Origin of the sequence: Jiangella mangrovi, assembly GCF_014204975.1 — a bacterium.
Classification (GTDB): Bacteria; Actinomycetota; Actinomycetes; order Jiangellales; family Jiangellaceae; genus Jiangella; species Jiangella mangrovi.
In genome coordinates this window covers 656302-677464 of the sequence record NZ_JACHMM010000001.1, presented here as the reverse complement: position 1 = coordinate 677464, position 21163 = coordinate 656302, and the positions used below count along the sequence as shown (strand labels likewise).

The window sequence follows — 21163 nt, the reverse complement described above, 5'->3', positions numbered from 1 at the left end:
CCGAGAGGAACCCGATGCCCAACCGCCTCCGCGACGCTCGTAGCCCGTACCTCCTGCAACACGCGGACAACCCCGTGGACTGGTGGGAGTGGGGCGACGAGGCGTTCGCGGAGGCCCGGCGCCGCGACGTCCCGGTGCTGCTCAGCCTCGGCTACGCGGCCTGCCACTGGTGCCACGAGGTTGCCACGTAGACGATCATCGACGAATCTTGACGAAGCCGCAGGTCAGAGGGGTGATCGCGGTTAATTTCGGTTCACGGCGTGCCGCTGCTGGACGCCGTTTCCGCTGCTTGGTGAATCACTTTCGTGTATCACTCGGGCTGGTCCCTCGCGCAGCGTGGAGCGGTCACGTGGACTTGCGAGGGTCGGGGAATCCGAGGCTGACGTAGCCGGGGGCTCTCTTGGTTAGCGCTGCGGCGAGGACAGGCACCTGGGTGTCGTGGTAGTCGTGGACCTCGGCGGTCTGCTTGCCGGGATGGGCGCGGAGCACGCGCCCCGCGTACTGGACGAGTCGTCCCTTGAACGAGACCGGACCGGCCAGGAAGAGGGTGTCGAGCGCGGGACAGTCGAAGCCTTCGCCAACGAAGTGACCGGTTGCGACGACCAGGAGGGGCGGCCCGTCGTCGGCTGGACCAAGTCGTTGGTTGGCCGCGGCGCGTTGCTTGGCGCCCATCCCGCCTTTGAGGATGACGGGGTCCAGTCCCCGCTCGGTGAGTGTGATGGCGAGGTGGTCGACATGGCCGGTGCGTTGAGCGAGGACGAGGCAGTGCCGACCGCGATCCAGGGCATCAACGACATCAGTGAGGATCTGCTCGTTGCGTGCGTCGTCCTCGGCGAGTGCGCGATGGACGCCTGCGATGGCACCCGGCACTGACAGGTCGATCGGATCATCCAGCCGGAACGACGTCGGGTGGACGACAAGGACCGGGCGTGGCCGGTCGGCGCCGGCTCCTTCGAGGGTGTCGGGATCGGTATGAGTAAAGGTATGTCGCACGGGGCCGAGTTGGAAGCCGATCAGGTCGTCGAGGCCGTCGCGTCGGTAGGGGGTGGCGGTGAGCCCGACCCAGTAGCGGGCGGGGATTGCGCGGACGGCGGTCTCGAACGCGGCTGCCGGGACGTGATGGCACTCGTCGACGATGACCTGGCCGTAGGTGCTCAGTTTTTCGGCGAGGTCGGTGCGTCGTGCAAGGGTCTGCAAGGTGGCGATGTCGACGATGCCAGTGAGCTTGGAACGGCCGCCGCCGAGTTGCCCGGGTTTGAATCCGAGCAGGTTCTGGATCTGGCGGCGCCACTGGTCGGCGAGCGTCTTGCGGTCCACGAGCACGAGCGTGGAGACGGCTCGCTGGGCGATGACGGCGCAGGCCATCACGGTCTTGCCGGAGCCGGGTGGTGCGACCAATAGTCCGAGTTCGTGCGGGACCAACGCCCCCACAGCTTCCTGCTGCTGCGGCTTGAGGTCGATTGAGGGCGAGAGTTGCACTGCGTCACCGGTGACTCGCTGGTCGTCGACGTCGATCTTGCTGCCGACTTCCTCGATGAGCTTCGTGGCTGTGTCGCGTAGTCCGCGTGGGATAACGAGGTCGTCATCCAGCGTCTCGTCGTAGGAGGTGATGATGCGCGGGACGTTCCAGGTCGACTGACGGCGGCGCTGGCGATCGTAGAACTCGGGGTTGTACGTGGACGCTGCGTGCTTCAAGGTCGCATAGAGCGAGGGGCTCAGTTCCGACCCGGGAATCCTCACTGCGCCGGCAAGGGTCAGATGCACGATCGGAGCCGGTCTGGGTTGGGTCTTGGTCGACCGGGCGGGCTGCGCGCGGTCGACCCGCGCCCCGACGGTCGGTTCCCGAAGCGCGGAGGAGAGTTTGGCGACTTGCTTCGGGGTGAGGCGCTCCAAGGTGGAGAGGTAATCCCACTGGTCCTCGAAAGGCTCAAGTGTAGCCAGGTCGAGGAACACCGTGGTTCCGAGCCTGCGTGACTTGCCGTGCAGCGGGGCCGCGATCAAGTTGCCAGGGCCTTGCCCGGGCAGTACGTCCTGGGACGGGAACAGCCGGTCGTAGCAGCGCAGGTCCATGCGGCCACGAATCGCGATCGCTTCGCGGACGAGGGCTGTTCCGAGCTGGCGTGCTGTGACTGCCGGAACGGCATCCGTGAAGAAGACCCACACGTGCGCTCCGATCCCGGAGCGGGACACCTCCAGGGCGGCGGGTGCACCCACGGCGCGTGCTGCCTTCAGGTAGGCGAGCGCGTCGAGCATGGCGGCCTGTCCGTCGAAGTCTGCGGTGAGCCAGCAGGTCTGGTCGCCGGGGAGCATCGGGTAGAGGCCGATGTGGACGTCGCCGGTCAGATGCGCGGTGAGCACCTCGGGCGTCAGCGACAGGTAGCGTATGTCGGAGGCTGGTCGGCCCTTGCGCCAGCCACCCTCGACGGCGGGCATCCACCCCGCCTGGCCGGTGCGGGCGTTCTCCCAGCGGACGGCATAAACGTCGCGTCGTGCGCCGAACAGGGTTGCGTAGAACTCGACCTTGGCTCGTGACGAGGAATGCGCGTCCACCGGTCCTGAACCGCCCCGGGGTTTCCGGACACTTGGGATCGTGTCTCTACCCGGTTGGGGTGAGACGGTTTCGTGCAGCGTAGTGGGCGGCTTCGACCTCGGCTGGTGTGAGGTCGTCGATGGACTCGTGGGTCCGTTCGTGGTTGAACCAGTGAACCCAGTTCAGGGTTTCGATCTCGACGTGTTCGAGGTCGCGCCAGGGCCCGTCGGGGCGGATCAGTTCGGTCTTGTAGGCACCGATCTGGGACTCGGCCAGGGCGTTGTCGTAGGCGTCACCGACCGAACCCACCGATGCGTCGACGCCGGCTTGGAGCAGCCGGGTGGTGAACGCGAACGAGGTGTACTGGGAGCCGGCGTCGGTGTGGTGGACCAGCCCGGTCAGGTCGGTGATGCCGGCTTGGCGGCGTGACCAGATGGCGTGCTCGAGGGTGTCGAGCACGAGTTGTGTGCTCATGCTGGTGGCGGCGCGCCAGCCGACGATCATCCGGGAGAACACGTCGAAGACGAACGCCACGTAGACGGTGCCGGTCCAGGTCGCCACGTAGGTGAAGTCGGCCACCCACAGCTGGTTCGGGCAGGTCGCGGTGAAGTCCCGATCGACCAGATCAGCCGCCCGCGCGTCGCGCGGGTCGCCGATCGTGGTGCGCACACGGCTGCCGCGCAGGGCCCCGTGCCAGCCGTTTGCTGTCATCAGCCGCTCGATCGTGCACCGGGCCACGTCGTGACCGGCCCGGCGCAGGTGCAGCCACATCTTGCGCGCACCGAAGCGGGCGATGAACCGCTGCTCACGCGCCGCGGCGATCAGTTCGACGATCTGCGTGTCGCGCAGCGCCCGCTTCGACGGCCCCCGGCGCAGGTTGTCGTAGTAGGTGGACGGGGCGATCTGGACGCCGTGCTCGGACAGCACGCGGCAGATCGGCTCGACCCCGAACCGGTCCTTGTGCTCGCTGATGTAGTCGATGATCACCGGTGTGGGCGGTCGAGCTCCGCCGCGAAGAAAGCCGACGCGCTCTTGAGGATCTCGTTCGCCCGGCGCAGCTCGGCCACCTCGCGCTTGAGCTCCCGGATCTCCGCCAGCTCCTGCGTGGTCCTGCCCGGCCTAGCACCGCCGTCGATCTCGGTCCGGCGCACCCACTGACGCAGCGTCTCCGCCGAGCCGATCCCGAGCTTGCCCGCGATGGTGCGGATCGCTTCGAACTCACTCGGGTAGTCACCCCGCTCCACAGCCTCGCCAACCATCCGGACCGCCCGCTCACGCAACTCCCGCGGGTACTTCGAGGGACGTGCCATGACCTCATCCTCCAACTAATGAAGTCTCCGGACACCCCGGGGCGGTTCAGTCCTGGTGCCTTGTCGAACCAAGCTGTCTGGGCGCCAAGAGCAGGAGCGGCTTCCGCGTCGGTCAGTTTGAGGAGCTTGCGCAGGCGTGCGTTCTCGCGCCTCAAGCTCTCGAGTTCGGCGTGTATGTCGCACATGTGTCAATATCTCCCGGTTCAGAGCCGCGGGGCCCGTCGCCGATCACGCCAATGCTGACAGCAGGTCCTGCGCCAGGAAGCTGACTGAGACCGAAACAGTGTCTGGCTGGCCGACTCCCTCCTCGGCGCGTCCGGCCATCGTCGAACCGAGAGCCTCCGGGCTTGCGAATAGGTCCTTCAGGTAGTTGAGCGCTCGTGTCGTGACCTCCTGGGACAACTCGTCGGAGAGGAGTTCGCGAACGGTCGCGGCGATGTCGGGCGTCTCGGTCGCGACCAGCAGTCGGTAGATGTCGTGGGCGTCCTTGTCGTTGAGGCGGTCGGGAGTGTTGACACGCTCACCGATCTTGTGCAGCTTCGCGACCAGGAGCGCGGCCGATCCGGCGACATTGATAGTGGCACTCCGGCCGTCTCCATTGAGGGACTCGACGGTCATCGGAGACAGGTCGATGATCACCGCCTCAAGGCCCGCCGCGCGGCGGGCCGAGCGCTTGTCATGGGGCGGGATGCGGACACCGCGCCGACTTCCCGAGCCGGCGAGGTGTTCGGGGACCATGAGGTCGACGGGTATTCCGTTGGGCGACATCCAGGCACCGGGTTGCTGGCTGACCGGATTGAGGATGAAGCCCGCTCCGGTCATTGCTTCTTCGAGACGAGGATCCTCGCCGAGCTTCCGCGGGTCGATGGCCAGGTCGGAATCTTTCGTTGCTTCGGCCAGAGCGAAGGCGGCACTGCCGGTGCGCAGGTAGATCGCTTGGGCGCCGATGAGGATCACCGAGGCCTTGTGGGCTTCGAGAGCTGCCACTGCGTCTAGCAGCGCGGCACGTGCCTCAACGATCAAGTTGTTGGCGCCAGGCATCCTCGTTCTCCTTCATCCAGCCCAGCAGATAGTCGCCTTCGGCAGGGTTTCGGCCTGGCCCACCGAGGAGGTCGGCGACAGCCTGACTGGGGGCAACGATGGTGACGTCTCGCCAGGTCGAGGTGCGCTCGAAGACCGCCGGGGAGCGTGGCGCGGCGAGGATGACGTTGGCACCAGTCTCCACGGGCCGCAGGCCGAGGTCCGATGCGATCTTCACCGGGTCCTGTGCGTAGATGAGCCCCATGCGAGCTTCGGCGTACGGCGCGTACGGCTGGGTGGCCAAGGAGCCGCTGACTGCGTAGCGCTGCGACGGCGTCTGGTTGCCGAGTTTCTCGACGAGGTTGTCCAGCCCACGAGGTTCGAGGAAGCCACGCGTCGTGCTGGTGTCGAGGTATCGAGCTTCCTGGCTCCATCGCCGGAGCAGTTCGGGCCAGTCGACGTCCGTGATCGGCCCGCGTTCGACGCGGGTGAGCAGCCTCTCGCCGGCGAGATAGTCGCAGAGGCGGTAGGCCGCGCCCAGCGAGGCGCCGGCCAGGTCGGCGAGATCGGCGACGGAGTACGGCGGAACGAAGTCAGCAAGTGCGCGCACGAGCTTGGCGGCAGGGAGGCCCTTGAGACTGGTCGTTGGCCGTCCGGGACCTCTCCACGGATCGGCGCTCGCACCCCGATCGGACAGCAGGATCAGTGGGTCATCCGATGTCAGCCTTAGGTTCCCTGTTGCGTCGGCGTAGGCGATGCCACGTTCCTGCAATACGCGCTGTTGCTGGGAGCTGAGGTAGCGAGCGATCAGCATCGGCCGCATCCGGGCCGATTTGTCGCTCCGCAGGGCGAGAAGCTGATTGATGGCGGGAAGCAGGCTGTTCGACGTCAGGACGCGTTTGACCTCGACGACGTATGTCACCACGATCTTCCCCTCGCGTACGAGCGCGAGTCGCGAGTCGGCACGGCGATAGGTGTTGGTTGAGTCGTCTAGCCCGCCGACCTCAGTCCTCGTCTTGAGCGTCCAACCCGAAGGGAGGGCTGCCTGCACCCGCGCAGCGGCCGTCAGCAGGACGTCGGCCTCGCTCTTGGGCTCATCGCCGTACCCCTCGGAGGGCAGGATGAGCGTGCGCTGGACTCCAGCCATTTCTCGATAATAGCCGAGTTCCGCACTTAGCGGAAGGTCGCTATTTTCGAGAACTCTCCTCGGTGCATGTCCCTCGCCCGCCGTGGTCGCTCGGGTTGGGGAAGCAGCTCGGTGACGCTCACTTCCTCCTGGTCGGGGGTGGGTCATCACGGGCGGTGGCAGCAGTTCGCGGTCTTGAGATTCTGATAGCCCTTGGCCTTGCCCCAGCCGTATCGGGCCATCACGTCGTGTGCGCCGAGGAGGACGTGGCGAGCGTCGTCCATGATCGTGGTCCGCTTAACCCGGCCCGTTCTCGGTTGAACGTCACCCACACTAGCGCCGGCCCCTCCTAGGGTTGGAGACGTGGGCTCGAATCGCGGCCCGCGAATCTGCTTCGCGTATCACTCTCGTGCACCATGAGGGACGAAGTGTGATAAGCGTGCCACTCGTCAGGAGTTATGGGAATGGCCAACCGCCTCCGCGACGCTCGTAGCCCCTACCTCCTGCAACACGCGGACAATCCCGTGGACTGGTGGGAGTGGGGCGACGAGGCGTTCGCGGAGGCGCGCCGACGCGAGGTCCCGGTCCTGCTCAGCGTTGGGTACGCCGCCTGCCACTGGTGTCACGTCATGGCGCACGAGTCCTTCGAGGACGCCGAGGTGGCGGCGTACCTCAACGCGCACTTCGTCGCCGTCAAGGTCGACCGCGAGGAGCGGCCCGACGTCGACGCCGTGTACATGGAGTCGGTGCAGGCGCTCACCGGGCAGGGCGGCTGGCCCATGACGGCGTTCCTCACACCCGCCGGCAAGCCGTTCTACGCCGGCACCTACTTCCCGCCGCGGCCGCGGCACGGGCTGCCGTCGTTCCGCCAGCTGCTCGAGGCGGTCGACGACGCGTGGACGCAGCGGCGCGACGACGTGACGGAGTCGGCCGAGCGCATCGGGGCCGCGCTCGGCGGCGTCGCGCAGGTGGCCGCGGGTGACGGCCCGCCCGCGGCGGAACGGCTGGACGCCGCGGCCGCCCGGCTGGCCGCCGAGTACGACCCGGCCGCCGGCGGGTTCGGCGGCGCGCCGAAGTTCCCGCCGTCCATGGTGCTCGAGTTCCTGCTGCGCCACCACGCGCGCACCGGCGATCCCCGCGCCCTCGCCATGGCCGGGACGACCTGCGAGCAGATGGCTCGCGGTGGCCTGTACGACCAGCTCGGCGGCGGGTTCGCGCGCTACAGCGTCGACGCCGGCTGGGTGGTGCCGCACTTCGAGAAGATGCTGTACGACAACGCGCTGCTGCTGCGGGTCTACACCCATCTCTGGCGTACGACGGCGTCAGCTGTGGCCGCGCGGGTGGTGCGCGAGACCGCCGGCTTCCTGCTGCGCGAACTGCGCACGGCCGAGGGCGGCTTCGCCAGCTCGCTCGACGCCGACTCGCCGCCGGTCGCCGGTGCCACGCCGGTCGAGGGCGCGTTCTACGTGTGGACGCCGGACCAGCTGCGCGAGGTGCTCGGCGACGACGACGGCGACTGGGCGGCGGCGCTGCTGGCGGTGACGCCCTCCGGCAGCTTCGAGCACGGCGCGTCGACGCTGCGGCTGCCGCGCGACCCCGACGACGCCGAGCGCTGGGAGCGGGTGCGCGGCCAGCTGTTCGACGCACGGCTGCCGCGGCCGGCGCCGGGCCGCGACGACAAGGTGGTGGCCGCCTGGAACGGCCTCACCATCGCCGCGCTGGCCGAGGCCGGCGCCCTGTTCGACGAGCCCGGCTGGGTGTCGGCCGCCGTCGACTGCGCGGACCTGCTGGTCCGGCTGCACCTCGACGAGCGCGGCCGGCTGGTCCGGGTCTCGCGCGACGGCGTCGCCGGCACCCACGCGGGGGTGCTCGAGGACTACGCCGACGTCGCCGAGGGGTTCCTGGCGCTGGTCGCGGTCACCGGCGACCCTGTCTGGCTGTCCTTCGCCGAGCAACTGCTCGACGTCGTGCTCACCCAGTTCCGCGACCCGGCGGGCGGGTTCTTCGACACCGGTTCCGAGACGACCGACGCACGGCTGGCCGAGCTGCGGCGACCGCAGGATCCCACCGACAACGCGACGCCGTCGGGCTGGTCGGCGGCGGCCGGCGCGCTGCTGTCCTTCGCCGCGTACACCGGGTCCGCGCGCCATCGCGACGCGGCGGACGACGCGCTGCGCATCCACGACGCGCTGGCCGAGCGGGCGCCCCGCTTCGCCGGCTGGGGCCTGGCGGTCGCCGAGGCGAGGCTCGCCGGGCCGGTCGAGGTCGCCGTCGTCGGGCCCGCCGACGACGCCCGCACGGCGGCGCTGCACGCGGTGGCGCTGAGGGCGACGTCACCGGGCGCGGTAGTCGTGGCCGGCGACCCGGACGATCCGGCGGCCGCGTCGGTGCCGCTCCTGCTCGACCGGGGTCTCGTCGCCGGAGCGCCGGCGGCCTACGTGTGCCGCAACTTCGTCTGCGAGCTGCCGACCGCCGACCCCGCGGCGCTGGTCCGCCAGCTGGGCGGCTGATTCCGGGCAGTTGATTCCGGGCGGTTGATGAGAACACGCTCATCCCGCCCTCATCCGCAGGCCACGCTCGGCGGCAACCGTGGTGCGGATGAAGCGGATCACAGCGGAGCCTGCGTGAGACACCCGCACCACGCGCGCCCGGCCGACCGCGTCCGGCACCCGGACCGGCTGACCCATCCCGTCACCGGCGCCGAGCTCACCCTGCGCCGCGCCTGGCCGCACGACGACTGGCACGTGCTGCTGGAGTTCGAGACGCCCGGCGGCGGGCGTATCGCCGGGCAGTGGTTCGCCGACGCGATCCGCCGGGCCGAGGTGTTCGCGGCCACGCGCGGCGCGCTGGACGTGCCCGGCCACGGGATCGTGCTGCATCCCGACGGCGCCGACCGGCGGCTGACGGCACCGGCCGGGCTGGTCTCGTGGCCGGGCAGCCGGATACTGGCGCACCGCCCGGAGCAGCGGGCGGTCGTGCGGCTCAGCGGCGACGGCGACGTGTACTACGCGACGGTGGTCCGTCCCGGCGTCGACGCCGGTCTCGGCCGCCGGCTCGGCGGACTGGCCGGGCTGCTGCACGGCACGGCGACGCTGCCCGCCGTGCAGGACTGGCCGCTCGGCGACGGCGTCCTGGTGCTGTCCGCGGTGCCCGGGCCGACGCTGGCCGCGGCGGGCGCGGACCGGTCGGTGGCCGCCGGCGAGCTCGCCGCGGCGTGGCAGCGGCTCGGCGCGGCGCTGCGGCTGCTGCACGACGCGCCGCGGGTGCTGGCGCTGACCAGCGCCGGCACGCACGACGCCGCGGCTGAGGTCACGCTGGCGACCCGCTGGCTCCGCCCGGCCGCCGAGTACGGGCTGCTGCAGCCGGTCGACGTCGAGTCGGTGCTGGCGGACCTGGTCGCCGGCGCGCCGGGGCCGGCTGGGCTCACCTGCCCCGATGTCACCGACGCGCAGGTGGTGCTCCTTCCGGGCGGCGGCATCGGCCTGTTCGGGCTCGAGGCGGTCGCCGTCGGCGAACTGGCCCGTGGCGTGGCGAACCTGCTGGTCCGCATCGAGCTGCGGGTCGCCCAGGGCGAGCTGACGCCGTCGCGGGCCCGGGTGGCGCGGACGGCGGTGCTGAAGGGGCTGGGGCCGGACGAGGCAACGCTGGCGCGGGTGCCGGCCTACGAGCGCGCGGCCAGGCTCCGGCTGGCCGGCGAGTACGCGTTCCGGCCGCGCTGGCGGGGGCTCTCGCGCGCCCTGCTGACGGCCGCTACGCCGTGAGCGGACAGCCCTGGTCCGTTGCTGCGTAATTCTGTAATCATCGCAACATGTGCAACCGCAGTGATGACACCGTCGAGAGGATCCGGGGCTGGCTCACCGGCCGGCTCCCGGACGACTGGTTCGAGGGCCCGCTCGAGGTCACCGTCGACCGCGAGGAGATCACCGTCGTCGGCCGCATCCCGGCCCCGAGCACCGAGGGCGTCTCCGACGTCGAGCGTGAGGCGGCGCTGTCCGGCCGCATCAGCGCGTTCCGCGAGTCCACCCGCGAGCGGCGCATCGAGATCGCCCGCGAGCTCGAGCACCGCAGCGACCGCAAGGTCGCCTGGGGCGTCGACTGCGGCGACCGGCGCGAGCTGTTCACCCGGCTGGCGGCGCCCGTCATGACCCGCCTGCGCCAGCCCGAGCGGCAGGTGCTGGACACCCTGGTCGAGGCCGGGGTCGCGCGGTCGCGTTCCGAGGCCCTGGCCTGGTGCGTCAAGCTGGTCGGGAAGAACGCCGACACCTGGCTCACCGACCTGCGCGAGGCGCTCACCCGCGTCGAGGAGGTCCGCGCCACCGGCCCCGTCACCGAGTGACGGTTCGAGGCGCCCGGGATCAGGTAGCGGCGACCGCGCCGACGCCGAAGGCGGCCAGCCAGATGCCGACGTGGTGGCTGGCGAACCCGGCCAGCGTGAAGGCGTGGAAGACCTCGTGGAACCCGAACCAGCGTGGCGACGGGTTGGGCCGCTTCATGGCGTAGGCGATGGCGCCGAGGGTGTACATGAGCCCGCCGACGATGATCAGCGTGGCCACCGCCGCGCCGCCGTGGCTGGCGAACTCGGGCAGCCAGAACACCGCCGCCCAGCCCAGCGCGACGTAGATGGGCACGTAGAGCCAGCGGGGCGCGCCGGTCCAGAACACCCGGAACAGCACCCCCAGCAACGCACCCGCCCACACCAGCCAGAGCAGCACCGTCGCGTCGTTCTCGGGCAGCACGAGCAGGGTGAACGGCGTGTACGTGCCGGCGATGATCAGGAAGATGTTGGCGTGGTCGAAGCGCCGCAGCACGGCGTGCGCCCGCGGCGACCAGTGGCCGCGGTGGTACACGGCGCTGATGCCGAACAGCAGGGCGGCCGTGACTGTGTAGATGGCGGCGCTGACCCGCACCTGCGTGGTCGGCGCCAGGACGATCAGCACGATGCCCGCGAGCACGGCCACCGGGAACGTCCCGGCGTGCAGCCAGCCCCGCAGGCGCGGCTTGACCGCGGCCACGACCTCGCGCACCTGATCGTCGAACGTCATGAACCCCACGGTACTGCCTTTCCTGGCGTGGGGGACTTGCGCGACATTCGACCTCGCGGTCAGCGTTAGCCGTGCATTCACCGCACATGGGGCGCGGGAGAGTACTCTCTGGCGGGGAAGAAGGGACATCCGGCGAGCAGCCACACGATGCTGGAGGTGCATCGGTCGATGGGTCTGCCCGACCTGGTCTACCGCATCTACGAGAAGCGCATCCAGCGGCACCTCGACCGCGGTCGGCTGCCGCAGCACGTCGCCGTCCTCATGGACGGCAACCGCCGCTGGGCGCGGGCCCTGAGCGCGCCGACCTCCAGCGGCCACCAGGCCGGTGCCGAGAAGGCGCGCGAGTTCCTCGGCTGGTGCGACGAGCTCGACGTCCGCGTCGTGACGCTCTGGATGCTCTCGACCGACAACCTCGAGCGCCCCGAGGACGAGCTGGTGCCGCTGCTCGGCATCATCGAGAACCTCATCGAGGACATCGCGGCCAGCGGGCGCTGGCGGGTCTACCCCATGGGGGCGCTCGACCTGCTGCCGCCGCGCACCGCCACCGTCATCAAAGAGGCCGCCGACCGCACCCGCGAGATCGACGGCATGCACGTCAACGTCGCGGTCGGCTACGGCGGCCGGCGCGAGATCGCCGACGCGGTCCGGGCCCTGCTGCACGAGCACGCCGCGCGCGGGGCTTCGGTCGAGGAGGTGGCCGAGGTGGTCACCGTCGAGGGCATCGCCGAGCACCTCTACACCAAGGGGCAGCCCGACCCCGACCTCGTCATCCGCGCCAGCGGCGAGCAGCGGCTCTCCGGCTTCATGCTCTGGCAGAGCGCGAACTCGGAGTTCTACTTCTGCGAGGCGCTCTGGCCCGACTTCCGCCGGGTCGACTTCCTCCGCGCGCTGCGCTCCTACAGCGAGCGCGAGCGCCGCTACGGCCGCTAGGGCGTGTCCTAGGCCGCCACGGGGTCGCGGCCCAGGAAGGCGAGCAGCCGCGGGCCGGGGCCGTCGCCGTCGGGCACGAGGACGGGTGGCGCGAACCGGACCGGCCGGTCGGCATCGTCGACGAGCAGGGCCGAGACCTCGAGCAGGCGCAGCGCGAACGACGGCGGCAGCGGCCGGTCGGCGCCGCAGGCCCGGGCGACGTCCCAGCCGTGGACGGCGATCTCCAGCGCCCCGGTGACGGCGACGGCCCGTGCGGCGAGCTGCCGGTCCCCGACGGCGACGACGTCCGGCCCGGTGGCCGCGGCGACCCGGCCGAGCAGCAGACACGCCCGTTCCCGCAGCGTCCGTACCGGGTCGGACGCCCCTCCGGCAGCCTCGGACCCAAGCCCGAGTCGCACCCGGCCGGTGCCCGTCGCCTCGATGAGCGCGAGCAGGGAGTCGTCCATGTGCCGCAGCAGCGCGCGCAGGTCCCAGCCGGCGCACGGGGTGGGCCGCGCCAGCAGCGCCGGCCGGACCAGCCCGAGGCTGACCGTCGTGTAGGCGAGGGACCGTTCCAGCAGCTCGAGGGCGTCGCCCGGCGCCGGCGGCCCGGTCATGTCAGGACGTCCGGCAGTCCGAACAGCGGGAACAGGCTCGTGTCGAAGAACTGCGCCACGTGCGTGATGCCGGCCGCGCCGACGGTGACGACCTGGATCGCGAACGGACGGTGGACGCCGTCGTCGCCGCGCAGGTACTGGGCGAGTGCCGGCTGGCCGTTGGCGGAGGTGGGCACGATGCGGAGGTCGCCGGGGGCTTTCATGGGGCACTGGACGAGGATCAGCTCGCCAATGTCGGCCGGCCCGACGAACCAGGCGGCGAACGGCGGCATCTCCCAGACGGCGTCTTCGGTGAGCTGGCGCACGATGGCGTCGACGTCGTAGTTCTCGAACGCCGTGGCGTAGCGGTCGAGCAGTTCTTGAAGCTCCGGCGTCAGCGGCTCGACGACGTCGTCCTCGGAAGGCGCGACCTTGTCGAGCTGGGCGTGCGCCCGCTGCAGCATGCTGTTGACCGCCGCCGGCGACGTCTCGAGCAGGTCGGCCACCTCGGCGGCCTTCCACCTCAGCACGTCGCGCAGCACGAGCACGGCCCGCTGCCGCGGCGGCAGGTGCTGCAGCGCCGCGACGAGCGCCAGACGCACGGTCTCGCGCGACGTGACGACGGTGGCGGGGTCGGGTAACGGCTCCAGCCATGGCACCTCGGACCGTTCCAGCAGGTCGCCGGCCGGTTCGGTGCTGGGCCCGCCGAGGCCGGTCGGCAGCGGCCGTCGGTTGCGGCCCTCGAGCGCCGACAGGCAGGCGTTCGTCGCGATGCGGTAGAGCCAGGTGCGCAGCGACGACCGGTCCTCGAACCGGTCGTAGGCGCGCCACGCCCGCAGGTAGGTCTCCTGCACGAGGTCCTCGGCGTCGTGGACCGAGCCGAGCATGCGATAGCAGTGCGCGAGCAGCTCGCGCCGGTAGGGCTGGGCGAGCTGCTGGAAGTCGCCGTGCGACTCGTCCGTGGTGGTGGTCTGCACCTGTCGCCTCCTGATCCTGTCCCGACCCTACGCCGCCGACGGCGTCCGCTGAGGCGCCGTCGTGGTCGCCTCCGGGGTTCGCCGCCGCCACAGCAGGGTGATGGCCGCCAGCGCGCCGAGCGCGGTGATCCCTGCGGCGACCAGGAACCCGGTCTGCGCGCCCGCCGTCAGGGCCTCCAGCGGGTCGGTGCCGCCGGCGGTGAGGTCGTCGGCCCGGGCGACGGCGACAGCGGTCAGCATCGCCACACCCAGCGTCGAGCCGATGGTGAACGACGTCTCCTCCAGCCCGGACGCCAGCCCGGACTCCTCCGGCGCGACGTCGGCCAGCGCCGCGATCTGCGAGGCGACGAACGCGCCGCCCATGCCCACGCCGAAGAGGAGCAGCCCGGCCAGCAGGTCGCCGGCGAACGTCCCGCCGGCCGAGACCCCGCTGAGCAGCAGCAACGCGACCCCGAGGGCGATCGTGCCGCCGAGCGCGACCGGACCGAACCCGGCCTTCGTCACCAGGTGCTGGCTGAGCGCGACGCTGCCGACCGACGCGACCGTCATGACCGCGACCGCCAGCCCGAACTGCAGCGCGGTGAAGCCGAGCACCTGCTGGGCGTAGATGGTGACCAGCACGAGCATGCCGTCGACCGCGACCCCGGCCACCAGCACGACCAGATTGCCGCCGACCAGCGTCCGCGACCGGAAGATCCGCAGCGGCACGAGCGGCGCGGTCGCGCGCGCCTCGATCCGCACGAACAGCGCGCCCAGCGCCACCGCGGCGGCCAGCAGGACCGCCGTCCGCGCCGTCGGGCGGCCGGACTCCGCGGCGTCGAACATCGTGTAGACGAACAACGCGAGCGCCGCCGTCACCGTCACCGCGCCGGCCAGGTCGAAGCGCCGCGGCACGTCGCGGTCGCGGCTCTCCGGCAGCAGCGCGGGGCTCAGCACCAGGACGAGCACGCAGACCGGGACGTTGACGAAGAAGATCCACGACCAGCCCGGTCCGTCGGTCAGCACGCCGCCGAGCAGCAGGCCCGCCGTCGCGCCGACACCGCCGAGCCCGCCCCAGACGCCCAGCGCCCGGTGCCGGTCCGTGCCCTCCGGGAACACCGTCATCAGCAACGACAGCCCGGCCGGCGTCAGCACCGCGGCGCCGACGCCCTGCAGCGTCCGCGCGGCGACCAGCACCTCGGCCGACCACGCCAGCCCACACAGCAGTGACGCCGCCGCGAACGTCGTGACCGCGGCCATGAAGACGCGGCGGCGGCCCAGCAGGTCGGCCAGGCGTCCGCCGAACAGCATCAGCCCGCCGACGGTGACGCCGTACGCCGTCACCACCCACTGGATGCCCGCCGCCGAGAAGTCCAGGTCGTCGGCGATCGACGGCAGCGCCGTGAACACGCTGGTGGAGTCGAGAACGCCCATGAAGAACGCGGCCGCGACGACGGTCAGCGCGAGCCAGCGCCGATCCGTCGCCGCCGTCATGTCGCGTCCCTCGCCGACGCGAGCTGCGCCCGGTGCTCCGCGCTGATCTGGATGAACTGGACGTAGGTGCCGTCCGGGTCGACCGCCGTGGCGAACAGGCTGCCGTCGCGGTCCTCCAGCGGGGACAGCCAGGTCGCGCCCATCTCGTCCAGCCGGGCCACGACCGCGCGCGCGTCGTCGACGTCGAAGTTGAGGATGATGCGGCCGGGCTCCGGGTTCTTCGGGCCGACGTCGTCGCGCTGGTCGATCATCAGGTGGAAGTCGCCGTAGCGCAGGATCCGGTAGGTGTCGACGCGTGCGTCGTCGGCGGGCGTGACCGCCGCGGCGTACCAGGCGCCCAGCCGGTCGGGGTCGGTGCTGGACAGCAGGATGCTGGCGAGGGTGGCGCCACTCATGATGAATCCTCTCGTCGGGTCTCTCACTAGGACAGACCCGGCGAGCGGCCGAGAGTCATCGGTCGCGGGACGAGGAGATCAGTGAATCGGCGTGACGGGGCCGGATGCCGTCACGGCTGGGGATCGCCGCCCGGGCGCTGGACGGAGCCGATGACCCGGATGCCGTACTGGTCGAGCACGTAGGTCGTGTGGATGTGCTTGCCCGCATGGCCGCGGGCGGCCTCTTCGGCGTTGCCGTACGACGTGAACTCGCGTCCGGACTTGTGACAGGTGGGGCAGTGGGCACGGTAGGCCGGTGCGAAACGCTGCTCGGCCGCCTCGTTCGCCGCACTCATGGACAGGCCTCGCCCGCGAACCCGCCGACCCGTTCGGCCGGCCGGCCGACGGGGTGGTGCAGTAGTGCCGTGAGCATCTCGTCCTCTCAGATCGCCGGTGATCCCCCGCGGAACGGCCGCGCGGTGGGTCACCCTGAGCGGCGAGTGGTGCCGGCCGTCTCGTCCGGCACGGCGGGCATGGTCAGCGACCGGCCCAGGTAGGTGCTCAGCGCGGTGTGGACGGAGCACTCGTTCTGCCGCGACGGCCAGCGCCGCGACTTCGTCCGGCAGATGGTGCAGTGGCCGTTGCTGTCGACGCGGTGCAGCTGCTGGAGCTGGGCGACGCCGCTCAGCAGGCGCACCAGGCGCTCCGAGGAGTCGCGGTCGAGGACGGTGTCACCCTCGAGCAGCCGTCCGGTCAGGTTCTCGAGCTCGTTGCCGATGGCCTGGTAGCGCGGCGGCGTGTTCTCGTCGACCCAGGACGTGGGTACCTGCGGGGCCTCGGACGCCGGCGTGACATCGAACTCGCCGGCCTTGGCGCCGTCGACGAACGCCGTCATCTCGTCGGGCGTGAAGATCAGCGCGGGGCCGTCGGGGTGGCGCGAGTTGCGCACCGCGATGGTGCCGGTGGGCAGCGGAGCGACCTCGACGCAGTTGCCCTGCGCGCCGCTCTTGCTGCTCTTGCGCCAGACGGCATGGGGGATCTCCGAGGCCGTGATGCCATTGACGATCGAGTCCATGCCGCTCATCTCCCAGGGCCGCGTCGACCAAGCAGAAACGTGCACTTGCCGGTGCATACGAATGTAGCACTGATCGCGTGCATGTGCAGATGCACGCGATCATCCGTTCGTACGGTTTGCGCGTGGGGCGTGCGGGTAGCGCAGAGGGCGTGGAGGTGGCGTGAGCAAGATGATCGTTTCGCTGCCGGCGTGCACACGATGTGCGTCGCGGGCGTGCGCCGCGGGCGCGAACCCGAGCAGCGGAATCAGATGTCGCTGCGGAGCTTCGCGAGGATCTGGCGGCTGTCCTCGGGCGTCTCGGCCTCGACGGCGAGGGTGTCGAGGACGCGGCCGTAGGTCTCGACCTCGTCGAGGCGGTCGAGGTAGAGCGCGCCGGTGAGGTGCTCGATGTAGACGAGCGTCGGCAGTTCCTTCTCGGCGAACTTGAGCATGGTGAAGGCGCCTTCGGCGGCGTTGGAGTTGCGCTCGAAGGTGACGATCTGCACCGTGATGTGCGGCAGGCTGCTCGCCTCGAGCAGGGCGGCGATCTGGCCGCTGAGCACCTTGCGGCCGCCGACCGGGCGGTGCAGCACCGACTCGTCGAGAACCACCCACAGGTGCGGCGCGCCGGGGCGGGCGAGGATGCGCTGGCGGCGCCGGCGCACGTCGATGCGCTGCTCGATGTCGTCGGTGGCGTGCTGCGGGCGGCCGTGGGTCATGACGGCGCGGGCGTAGTCCTCGGTCTGGAGCAGGCCGGGGACGAACTGGTGCTCGTAGGACTGGATGAGCGACGCGGACTCCTCGAGCCCGACGAAGTCGTTGAACCAGCCCGGGATGACGTTGTTGTAGCGGTGCCACCAGCCCTGCTGGTTGGACTGCTTGACGAGGTCGAGGAACGCCTCGCGCTCGACGGGGTCGTTGACGCCGTAGGTGGTCAGGAGGTCGGCGACGTCGCGCTCCTTGAAGGAGACCTTGCCGGCCTCGAGGCGGCTCATCTTCGACTCGGAGGCGCGGATGGTGAAGCCGGCGTCGGCGCGCGACAGCTCGGCGGCCTCGCGCAGGCGGCGCAGCTGGGCGCCCAGGACCATGCGACGTGCGGTGGGCGCGCTCGTCCGCGCATCGACCGGGCTGTTGCCAGCCGCGTCAACGCTCGCCATGTGCGCGCCTTCCTCGTCCGATCCACCGCAACCACTCCATCTTAGGGAGTGGCGGCGTCATGATCCAGGCTCACAGGCGGATGCGGGTGACCGTGACACGTTGTGGACGACGCCATTGCGTCGATGATCAACCACACCTACGCTATGGGCGATCGAAACCCGGGTCTAGAGCAAGGACTGACCAATGCCTGATGCTCCTCGAGCAGCTCGCGTACCCGTCGGCGTGGATCCCAGCCGCGCGAGCATCGCTCGCGTGTACGACGCGTTCCTCGGCGGCACCGACAACTACGAGATCGACCGCGAGGTGTTCCGCCGGGTCGCCCAGGCCGCGCCCGAGGCGCGCGACCTCGCCATCGACAACCGCGGGTTCCTCAACCGGGCCACCCGGTTCCTGGCCTCCCGGGCCGGCATCAAGCAGTTTCTCGACTGCGGGTCCGGCCTGCCGACGGCTGAGAACGTCCACCAGGTCGTCCAGCGGTTCGACCCCGAGGCGCGGGTCGTCTACGTCGACAACGACCCCGTGGTGCTGGCGCACGGCCGGGCGCTGCTCGAGGAGAACGCCTACACCCACTTCGTCGCGGCCGACATCTTCGAGCCCCAGGAGCTGCTCGAGAACCCGGTGGTGCGCAAGCACCTCGACTTCTCCGAGCCGATCGGCTTCCTGCAGTTCGGCACGCTGCACCACTTCGAGGGCCCGAAGGAGGGTCCGGCGGAGCTGATGAAGACCTACATCGACGCGCTGCCCACTGGGTCGTACGTCGCGATCTCGCACTTCCTCGACCCCGAGAACCAGTACAGCTCCGTCGCGCGGCACATGGAGGAGCACTTCCGGGGCAGCCCCATGGGCTCGGGCACGTTCCGCACCCACGATGAGATCGTCGAGCTGTTCGACGGCCTCGAGCTGATCGACCCGGGCGTCACCCGGTGCGCCGACTGGTGGCCCGACGGCCCTCAGCTCGAGCCGCTGAGCCAGGCCCAGGAGTGCATCGCCGGTGGTGTCGGCATCAAGCGCTGATCGCCAGTCCCTCTCACTGCCCGTTGCGCCGGCCGGTCCCACCGGCCGGCGCAACACATCGTTCACGGGGCGTTCAGGCGTGTCCTATCGCTGGGGTCATGCCTGACGGTAATCTTGGGAGTGGCGGACGGTGGGTAGCCGGCCGCTCGGGAGGCCCGTCCTACGTGCTGACACCATGGCGCGAACGGAGGGCCGGCACCCGGCCCAGTGGGCTCGGTCCCGGCACTCCGCGCGACACAGACGCCTGATCCATCAGGGTGCATTCAGGCGTGAGGGAGACGGACGTGGCCGCTTCCAAGAACCAGACCCCCCGTCGTCGCACCACCCGGCAGGAGCCGGCTCGCCGCACCTACGTGCTCGATACGAGCGTGCTGCTGGCCGACCCGTACGCGATCCTCCGCTTCGCTGAGCACGAGGTCGTCCTGCCGATCGTGGTGATCACCGAACTCGAGGCCAAGCGCCACCATCCAGAGCTGGGTTATTTCGCTCGAGCGGCGCTGCGGCTGCTCGACGAGCTCAGGGTGGAGCACGGCCGCCTCGACGACCCCATACCGGTCGGCGACGACGACGGCACGGTCCGCGTGGAACTGAACCACACCGATCCCGAGGTGCTACCGGCCGGTTTCCGGCTCGGCGACAACGACTCCCGCATCCTCGCGGTGGCGCGCAACCTGGCCGCCGAGGGCAACGACGTCACGCTGGTCTCCAAGGACCTCCCGATGCGGGTCAAGGCCTCGTCGGTCGGCCTGCACGCCGAGGAGTACCGCGCCGAGACCGTCATCGAGTCCGGCTGGACCGGCATGACCGAGCTCGAGGTGGCCGGCAGCCTGCTCGACGAGCTGTACGAGAACGGGTACGCCGACCTCGAGCAGGCGCGTGACCTGCCCTGCCACACCGGACTGGTGCTGCACAGCGAGCGCGGCAGCGGGCTGGGCCGCATGACGGCGGACAAGCGGGTCAAGCTGGTGCGCGGCGACCGCGAGGCGTTCGGCCTGCACGGCCGTTCCGCGGAGCAGCGCATCGCGCTGGACCTGCTGCTCGACGAAGAGGTCGGCATCGTCTCGCTGGGCGGCCGGGCCGGCACCGGCAAGTCGGCGCTGGCGCTGTGCGCGGGCCTCGAGGCGGTCATGGAGCGCCGGGTGCACAAGAAGGTCGTCGTGTTCCGGCCGCTGTACGCCGTCGGCGGCCAGGACCTCGGCTACCTGCCGGGCAGCGAGTCCGAGAAGATGAACCCCTGGGCGCAGGCGGTCTTCGACACCCTCGGCGCGCTGACCACGCAGGACGTCATCGACGAGGTGGTCGAGCGGGGCATGCTCGAGGTGCTCCCGCTCACCCACATCCGCGGCCGGTCGCTGCACGACTCCTTCGTCATCGTCGACGAGGCGCAGTCGCTGGAGCGCAACGTGCTGCTGACCGTCCTGTCGCGCATCGGCAGCAACTCCCGCGTCGTCCTCACCCACGATGTCGGCCAGCGCGACAACCTGCGCGTCGGCCGGCACGACGGCGTCGTCGCGGTGGCCGAGAAGCTCAAGGGCCACCCGCTGTTCGCCCACGTCACGCTGACCCGTTCGGAGCGCTCGCCGATCGCTGCTCTGGTCACCGAGATGCTCGAGCGCATGCCCGGGTGAGCGAAGTCTCATTTCGTTGATTCGTCAGCTATATCCGGTACTCCCGTGCTACCGCCCCGCCGAGGGTGGTGGCACGGGAGTTTCCGCTGGTGAGCGCATATGAACCTGCCTGGTGACGACGGCGTCAGCTGCGGCCTGCGTGGGTGGACGCGCCCGGGCCTGGAAGCGTCACGATCGCCCGTGTGACACGCCGCGGAGTTGGCAGAGGTCACGATTCCATTGCAAGGTGTTGGGGCCCTACAGGAAAGGTATGCCCCCTCGTGCATCGAAGACGCAGGCGTCTGCGCCGGGTCTCCGTCGGACTCGGCATCCTCGCATCGATCACCGTCCTCGCCACCCTCTTCACGGGGTGGCTCGTCGATTCCACCGGCTCCGCCACCACCGCTGTGACCGCCGAACGGCACCAGCAGGCGGCACTCCCGGAGGTCGGCGCCAAGGCCCAGGCCCCCGAGCGCCCGTCGCTCGAGCGTGATCTCGCCGCGGCAGCCGAGGCCCAGGTGCAGGCCGAAGAGGCCGCCGCCCAGGCCAAGGCGGAAGCCGAGGCGAAGGCGAAGGCCGAGGCCGAAGCGGCCGCCGCCGCGGAGGCCGAACGTCAGGCCGCGGCCGAGGCCGCCGCCCGGTCGCTCGAGCGGGCCATCGACGACCCGCAGTCCGCCGCCCGGACCCTCATGGCCGACTACGGCTGGGGCGACGACCAGTTCCAGTGCCTGGACAACCTGTGGACCCGCGAGTCCAACTGGCGTCACACGGCCGAGAACCCGTCGTCCGGCGCGTACGGCATCCCGCAGTCGCTGCCGGCCGACAAGATGTCCCGGTTCGGCGACGACTACCGCACCAACCCGGTCACCCAGATCGAGTGGGGGCTCTGGTACATCGAGGGCCGCTACGGCACGCCCTGCGGTGCGTGGGCCCACTCCGAGGACGTCGGCTGGTACTGAGCCGACCCGCGCAC

The 21163-nt window shown here is 70.6% G+C and carries 19 protein-coding genes, 1 pseudogene and 1 other annotated feature; of the genes and pseudogenes, 8 read left to right on the top strand and 12 right to left on the bottom strand.

Annotated features, from left to right (window positions below):
- Positions 1-14: 14 nt before the first annotated feature.
- Positions 15-185: pseudogene (locus tag HD601_RS03115) on the top strand (DUF255 domain-containing protein); the annotation flags it as partial.
- A 160-nt stretch (positions 186-345) separates the two neighbouring features.
- Here the strand turns inward: HD601_RS03115 and HD601_RS03110 are convergent.
- The 4 genes from HD601_RS03110 to HD601_RS03095 form a co-directional block, all read right to left on the bottom strand.
- Positions 346-2550 carry a TOTE conflict system archaeo-eukaryotic primase domain-containing protein gene (locus HD601_RS03110; protein ID WP_184819236.1) on the bottom strand — a complete coding sequence of 735 codons (2205 nt, stop codon included), beginning with the start codon at positions 2548-2550 and terminating at the stop codon, positions 346-348.
- A 46-nt stretch (positions 2551-2596) separates the two neighbouring features.
- Positions 2597-3840, bottom strand: a protein-coding gene (locus HD601_RS03105) for an IS3 family transposase (RefSeq protein WP_184819234.1) whose coding sequence is annotated in 2 segments (ribosomal slippage) — positions 2597-3552 and positions 3552-3840 — 1245 coding nt in all. Because the reading frame shifts where the segments join, the coding sequence is not laid out codon by codon here.
- Positions 3425-3553: a sequence feature (AL1L pseudoknot), on the bottom strand. It overlaps the preceding gene by 129 nt.
- 228 nt (positions 3841-4068) lie before the next feature.
- Positions 4069-4881, bottom strand: a complete 813-nt coding sequence (locus HD601_RS03100) for a GSU2403 family nucleotidyltransferase fold protein (RefSeq protein ID WP_184819233.1) — start codon at positions 4879-4881, stop codon at positions 4069-4071.
- On the bottom strand, positions 4853-6007 hold the full coding sequence (locus HD601_RS03095; protein WP_184830331.1) for a hypothetical protein: 1155 nt from the start codon (positions 6005-6007) through the stop codon (positions 4853-4855). Before HD601_RS03095 ends, HD601_RS03100 begins: the two co-directional genes overlap by 29 nt.
- A gap of 443 nt (positions 6008-6450) precedes the next feature.
- On the opposite strand from HD601_RS03095, the gene HD601_RS03090 reads away from it, so the two are divergent.
- From HD601_RS03090 to HD601_RS03080, 3 genes are all read left to right on the top strand, one after another.
- Entirely contained in the window at positions 6451-8496 is a 2046-nt protein-coding gene (locus HD601_RS03090; RefSeq protein ID WP_184819231.1) for a thioredoxin domain-containing protein, read from the top strand.
- Between the two features lie 114 nt (positions 8497-8610).
- The gene (locus HD601_RS03085) at positions 8611-9747 is read left to right on the top strand and encodes a hypothetical protein (protein WP_184819229.1); all 1137 of its coding nucleotides are present in this window, start codon (positions 8611-8613) and stop codon (positions 9745-9747) included.
- A gap of 47 nt (positions 9748-9794) precedes the next feature.
- Entirely contained in the window at positions 9795-10322 is a 528-nt protein-coding gene (locus HD601_RS03080; RefSeq protein ID WP_184819227.1) for a hypothetical protein, read from the top strand.
- A 19-nt stretch (positions 10323-10341) separates the two neighbouring features.
- Here HD601_RS03080 and trhA read toward each other — a convergent pair whose 3' ends face one another.
- Entirely contained in the window at positions 10342-11028 is a 687-nt protein-coding gene (gene trhA, locus HD601_RS03075; RefSeq protein WP_184819225.1) for a PAQR family membrane homeostasis protein TrhA, read from the bottom strand.
- Between the two features lie 168 nt (positions 11029-11196).
- Here trhA and HD601_RS03070 point away from each other — a divergent pair, with 168 nt between their 5' ends.
- Entirely contained in the window at positions 11197-11958 is a 762-nt protein-coding gene (locus HD601_RS03070) for an isoprenyl transferase (protein ID WP_184819223.1), read from the top strand.
- A gap of 8 nt (positions 11959-11966) precedes the next feature.
- Here the strand turns inward: HD601_RS03070 and HD601_RS03065 are convergent, their stop codons facing one another.
- The 7 genes from HD601_RS03065 to HD601_RS03035 form a co-directional block, all read right to left on the bottom strand.
- Positions 11967-12554 carry a TIGR03086 family metal-binding protein gene (locus HD601_RS03065; protein WP_184819221.1) on the bottom strand — a complete coding sequence of 196 codons (588 nt, stop codon included), beginning with the start codon at positions 12552-12554 and terminating at the stop codon, positions 11967-11969.
- Positions 12551-13510, bottom strand: coding sequence for a sigma-70 family RNA polymerase sigma factor (locus HD601_RS03060; RefSeq protein ID WP_343076382.1), 960 nt, complete (start codon positions 13508-13510; stop codon positions 12551-12553). Before HD601_RS03060 ends, HD601_RS03065 begins: the two co-directional genes overlap by 4 nt.
- 27 nt (positions 13511-13537) lie before the next feature.
- Positions 13538-14983 (bottom strand): MFS transporter, encoded by a 1446-nt coding sequence (locus HD601_RS03055; protein WP_184819219.1) that lies wholly within the window; start codon positions 14981-14983, stop codon positions 13538-13540.
- Positions 14980-15378 carry a VOC family protein gene (locus HD601_RS03050; protein ID WP_184819217.1) on the bottom strand — a complete coding sequence of 133 codons (399 nt, stop codon included), beginning with the start codon at positions 15376-15378 and terminating at the stop codon, positions 14980-14982. The genes HD601_RS03055 and HD601_RS03050 overlap by 4 nt, the downstream gene beginning before the upstream one ends.
- A 110-nt stretch (positions 15379-15488) precedes the next feature.
- Complete coding sequence (locus tag HD601_RS03045; RefSeq protein WP_184819215.1) at positions 15489-15713, bottom strand: hypothetical protein; 225 nt, start codon at positions 15711-15713, stop codon at positions 15489-15491.
- A 128-nt stretch (positions 15714-15841) separates the two neighbouring features.
- Positions 15842-16432, bottom strand: coding sequence for a DUF397 domain-containing protein (locus HD601_RS36215; protein WP_184819212.1), 591 nt, complete (start codon positions 16430-16432; stop codon positions 15842-15844).
- A gap of 245 nt (positions 16433-16677) precedes the next feature.
- Positions 16678-17568, bottom strand: a complete 891-nt coding sequence (locus tag HD601_RS03035) for a helix-turn-helix domain-containing protein (RefSeq protein ID WP_184819210.1) — start codon at positions 17566-17568, stop codon at positions 16678-16680.
- Positions 17569-17752: 184 nt separating this feature from the next.
- On the opposite strand from HD601_RS03035, the gene HD601_RS03030 reads away from it, so the two are divergent.
- The 3 genes from HD601_RS03030 (at position 17753) to HD601_RS03020 (ending at position 21149) form a co-directional block, all read left to right on the top strand.
- Positions 17753-18583: an SAM-dependent methyltransferase gene (locus tag HD601_RS03030; protein ID WP_184819208.1), complete on the top strand. Its 831-nt coding sequence runs from the start codon at positions 17753-17755 to the stop codon at positions 18581-18583.
- Positions 18584-18867: 284 nt separating this feature from the next.
- Positions 18868-20211: an RNA 5'-3' helicase PhoH2 gene (phoH2, locus tag HD601_RS35355; protein WP_184819205.1), complete on the top strand. Its 1344-nt coding sequence runs from the start codon at positions 18868-18870 to the stop codon at positions 20209-20211.
- 260 nt (positions 20212-20471) lie between these two features.
- On the top strand, positions 20472-21149 hold the full coding sequence (locus tag HD601_RS03020; RefSeq protein ID WP_184819203.1) for an aggregation-promoting factor C-terminal-like domain-containing protein: 678 nt from the start codon (positions 20472-20474) through the stop codon (positions 21147-21149).
- The last annotated feature ends 14 nt before the right edge of the window (positions 21150-21163 follow it).

Bases quoted from the DNA above. Each gene is read 5' to 3' on its own strand.
- HD601_RS03100 (WP_184819233.1), bottom strand. From the start codon at position 4,881: ATGCCTGGCGCCAACAACTTGATCGTTGAGGCACGTGCCGCGCTGCTA.
- HD601_RS03095 (WP_184830331.1), bottom strand. From the start codon at position 6,007: ATGGCTGGAGTCCAGCGCACGCTCATCCTGCCCTCCGAGGGGTACGGC.
- HD601_RS03090 (WP_184819231.1), top strand. From the start codon at position 6,451: ATGGCCAACCGCCTCCGCGACGCTCGTAGCCCCTACCTCCTGCAACAC.
- HD601_RS03080 (WP_184819227.1), top strand. From the start codon at position 9,795: ATGTGCAACCGCAGTGATGACACCGTCGAGAGGATCCGGGGCTGGCTC.
- trhA (WP_184819225.1), bottom strand. From the start codon at position 11,028: ATGACGTTCGACGATCAGGTGCGCGAGGTCGTGGCCGCGGTCAAGCCG.
- HD601_RS03070 (WP_184819223.1), top strand. From the start codon at position 11,197: ATGGGTCTGCCCGACCTGGTCTACCGCATCTACGAGAAGCGCATCCAG.
- HD601_RS03065 (WP_184819221.1), bottom strand. From the start codon at position 12,554: ATGACCGGGCCGCCGGCGCCGGGCGACGCCCTCGAGCTGCTGGAACGG.
- HD601_RS03055 (WP_184819219.1), bottom strand. From the start codon at position 14,983: ATGACGGCGGCGACGGATCGGCGCTGGCTCGCGCTGACCGTCGTCGCG.
- HD601_RS03050 (WP_184819217.1), bottom strand. From the start codon at position 15,378: ATGAGTGGCGCCACCCTCGCCAGCATCCTGCTGTCCAGCACCGACCCC.
- HD601_RS03045 (WP_184819215.1), bottom strand. From the start codon at position 15,713: ATGAGTGCGGCGAACGAGGCGGCCGAGCAGCGTTTCGCACCGGCCTAC.
- HD601_RS36215 (WP_184819212.1), bottom strand. From the start codon at position 16,432: ATGGACTCGATCGTCAATGGCATCACGGCCTCGGAGATCCCCCATGCC.
- HD601_RS03035 (WP_184819210.1), bottom strand. From the start codon at position 17,568: ATGGCGAGCGTTGACGCGGCTGGCAACAGCCCGGTCGATGCGCGGACG.
- HD601_RS03030 (WP_184819208.1), top strand. From the start codon at position 17,753: ATGCCTGATGCTCCTCGAGCAGCTCGCGTACCCGTCGGCGTGGATCCC.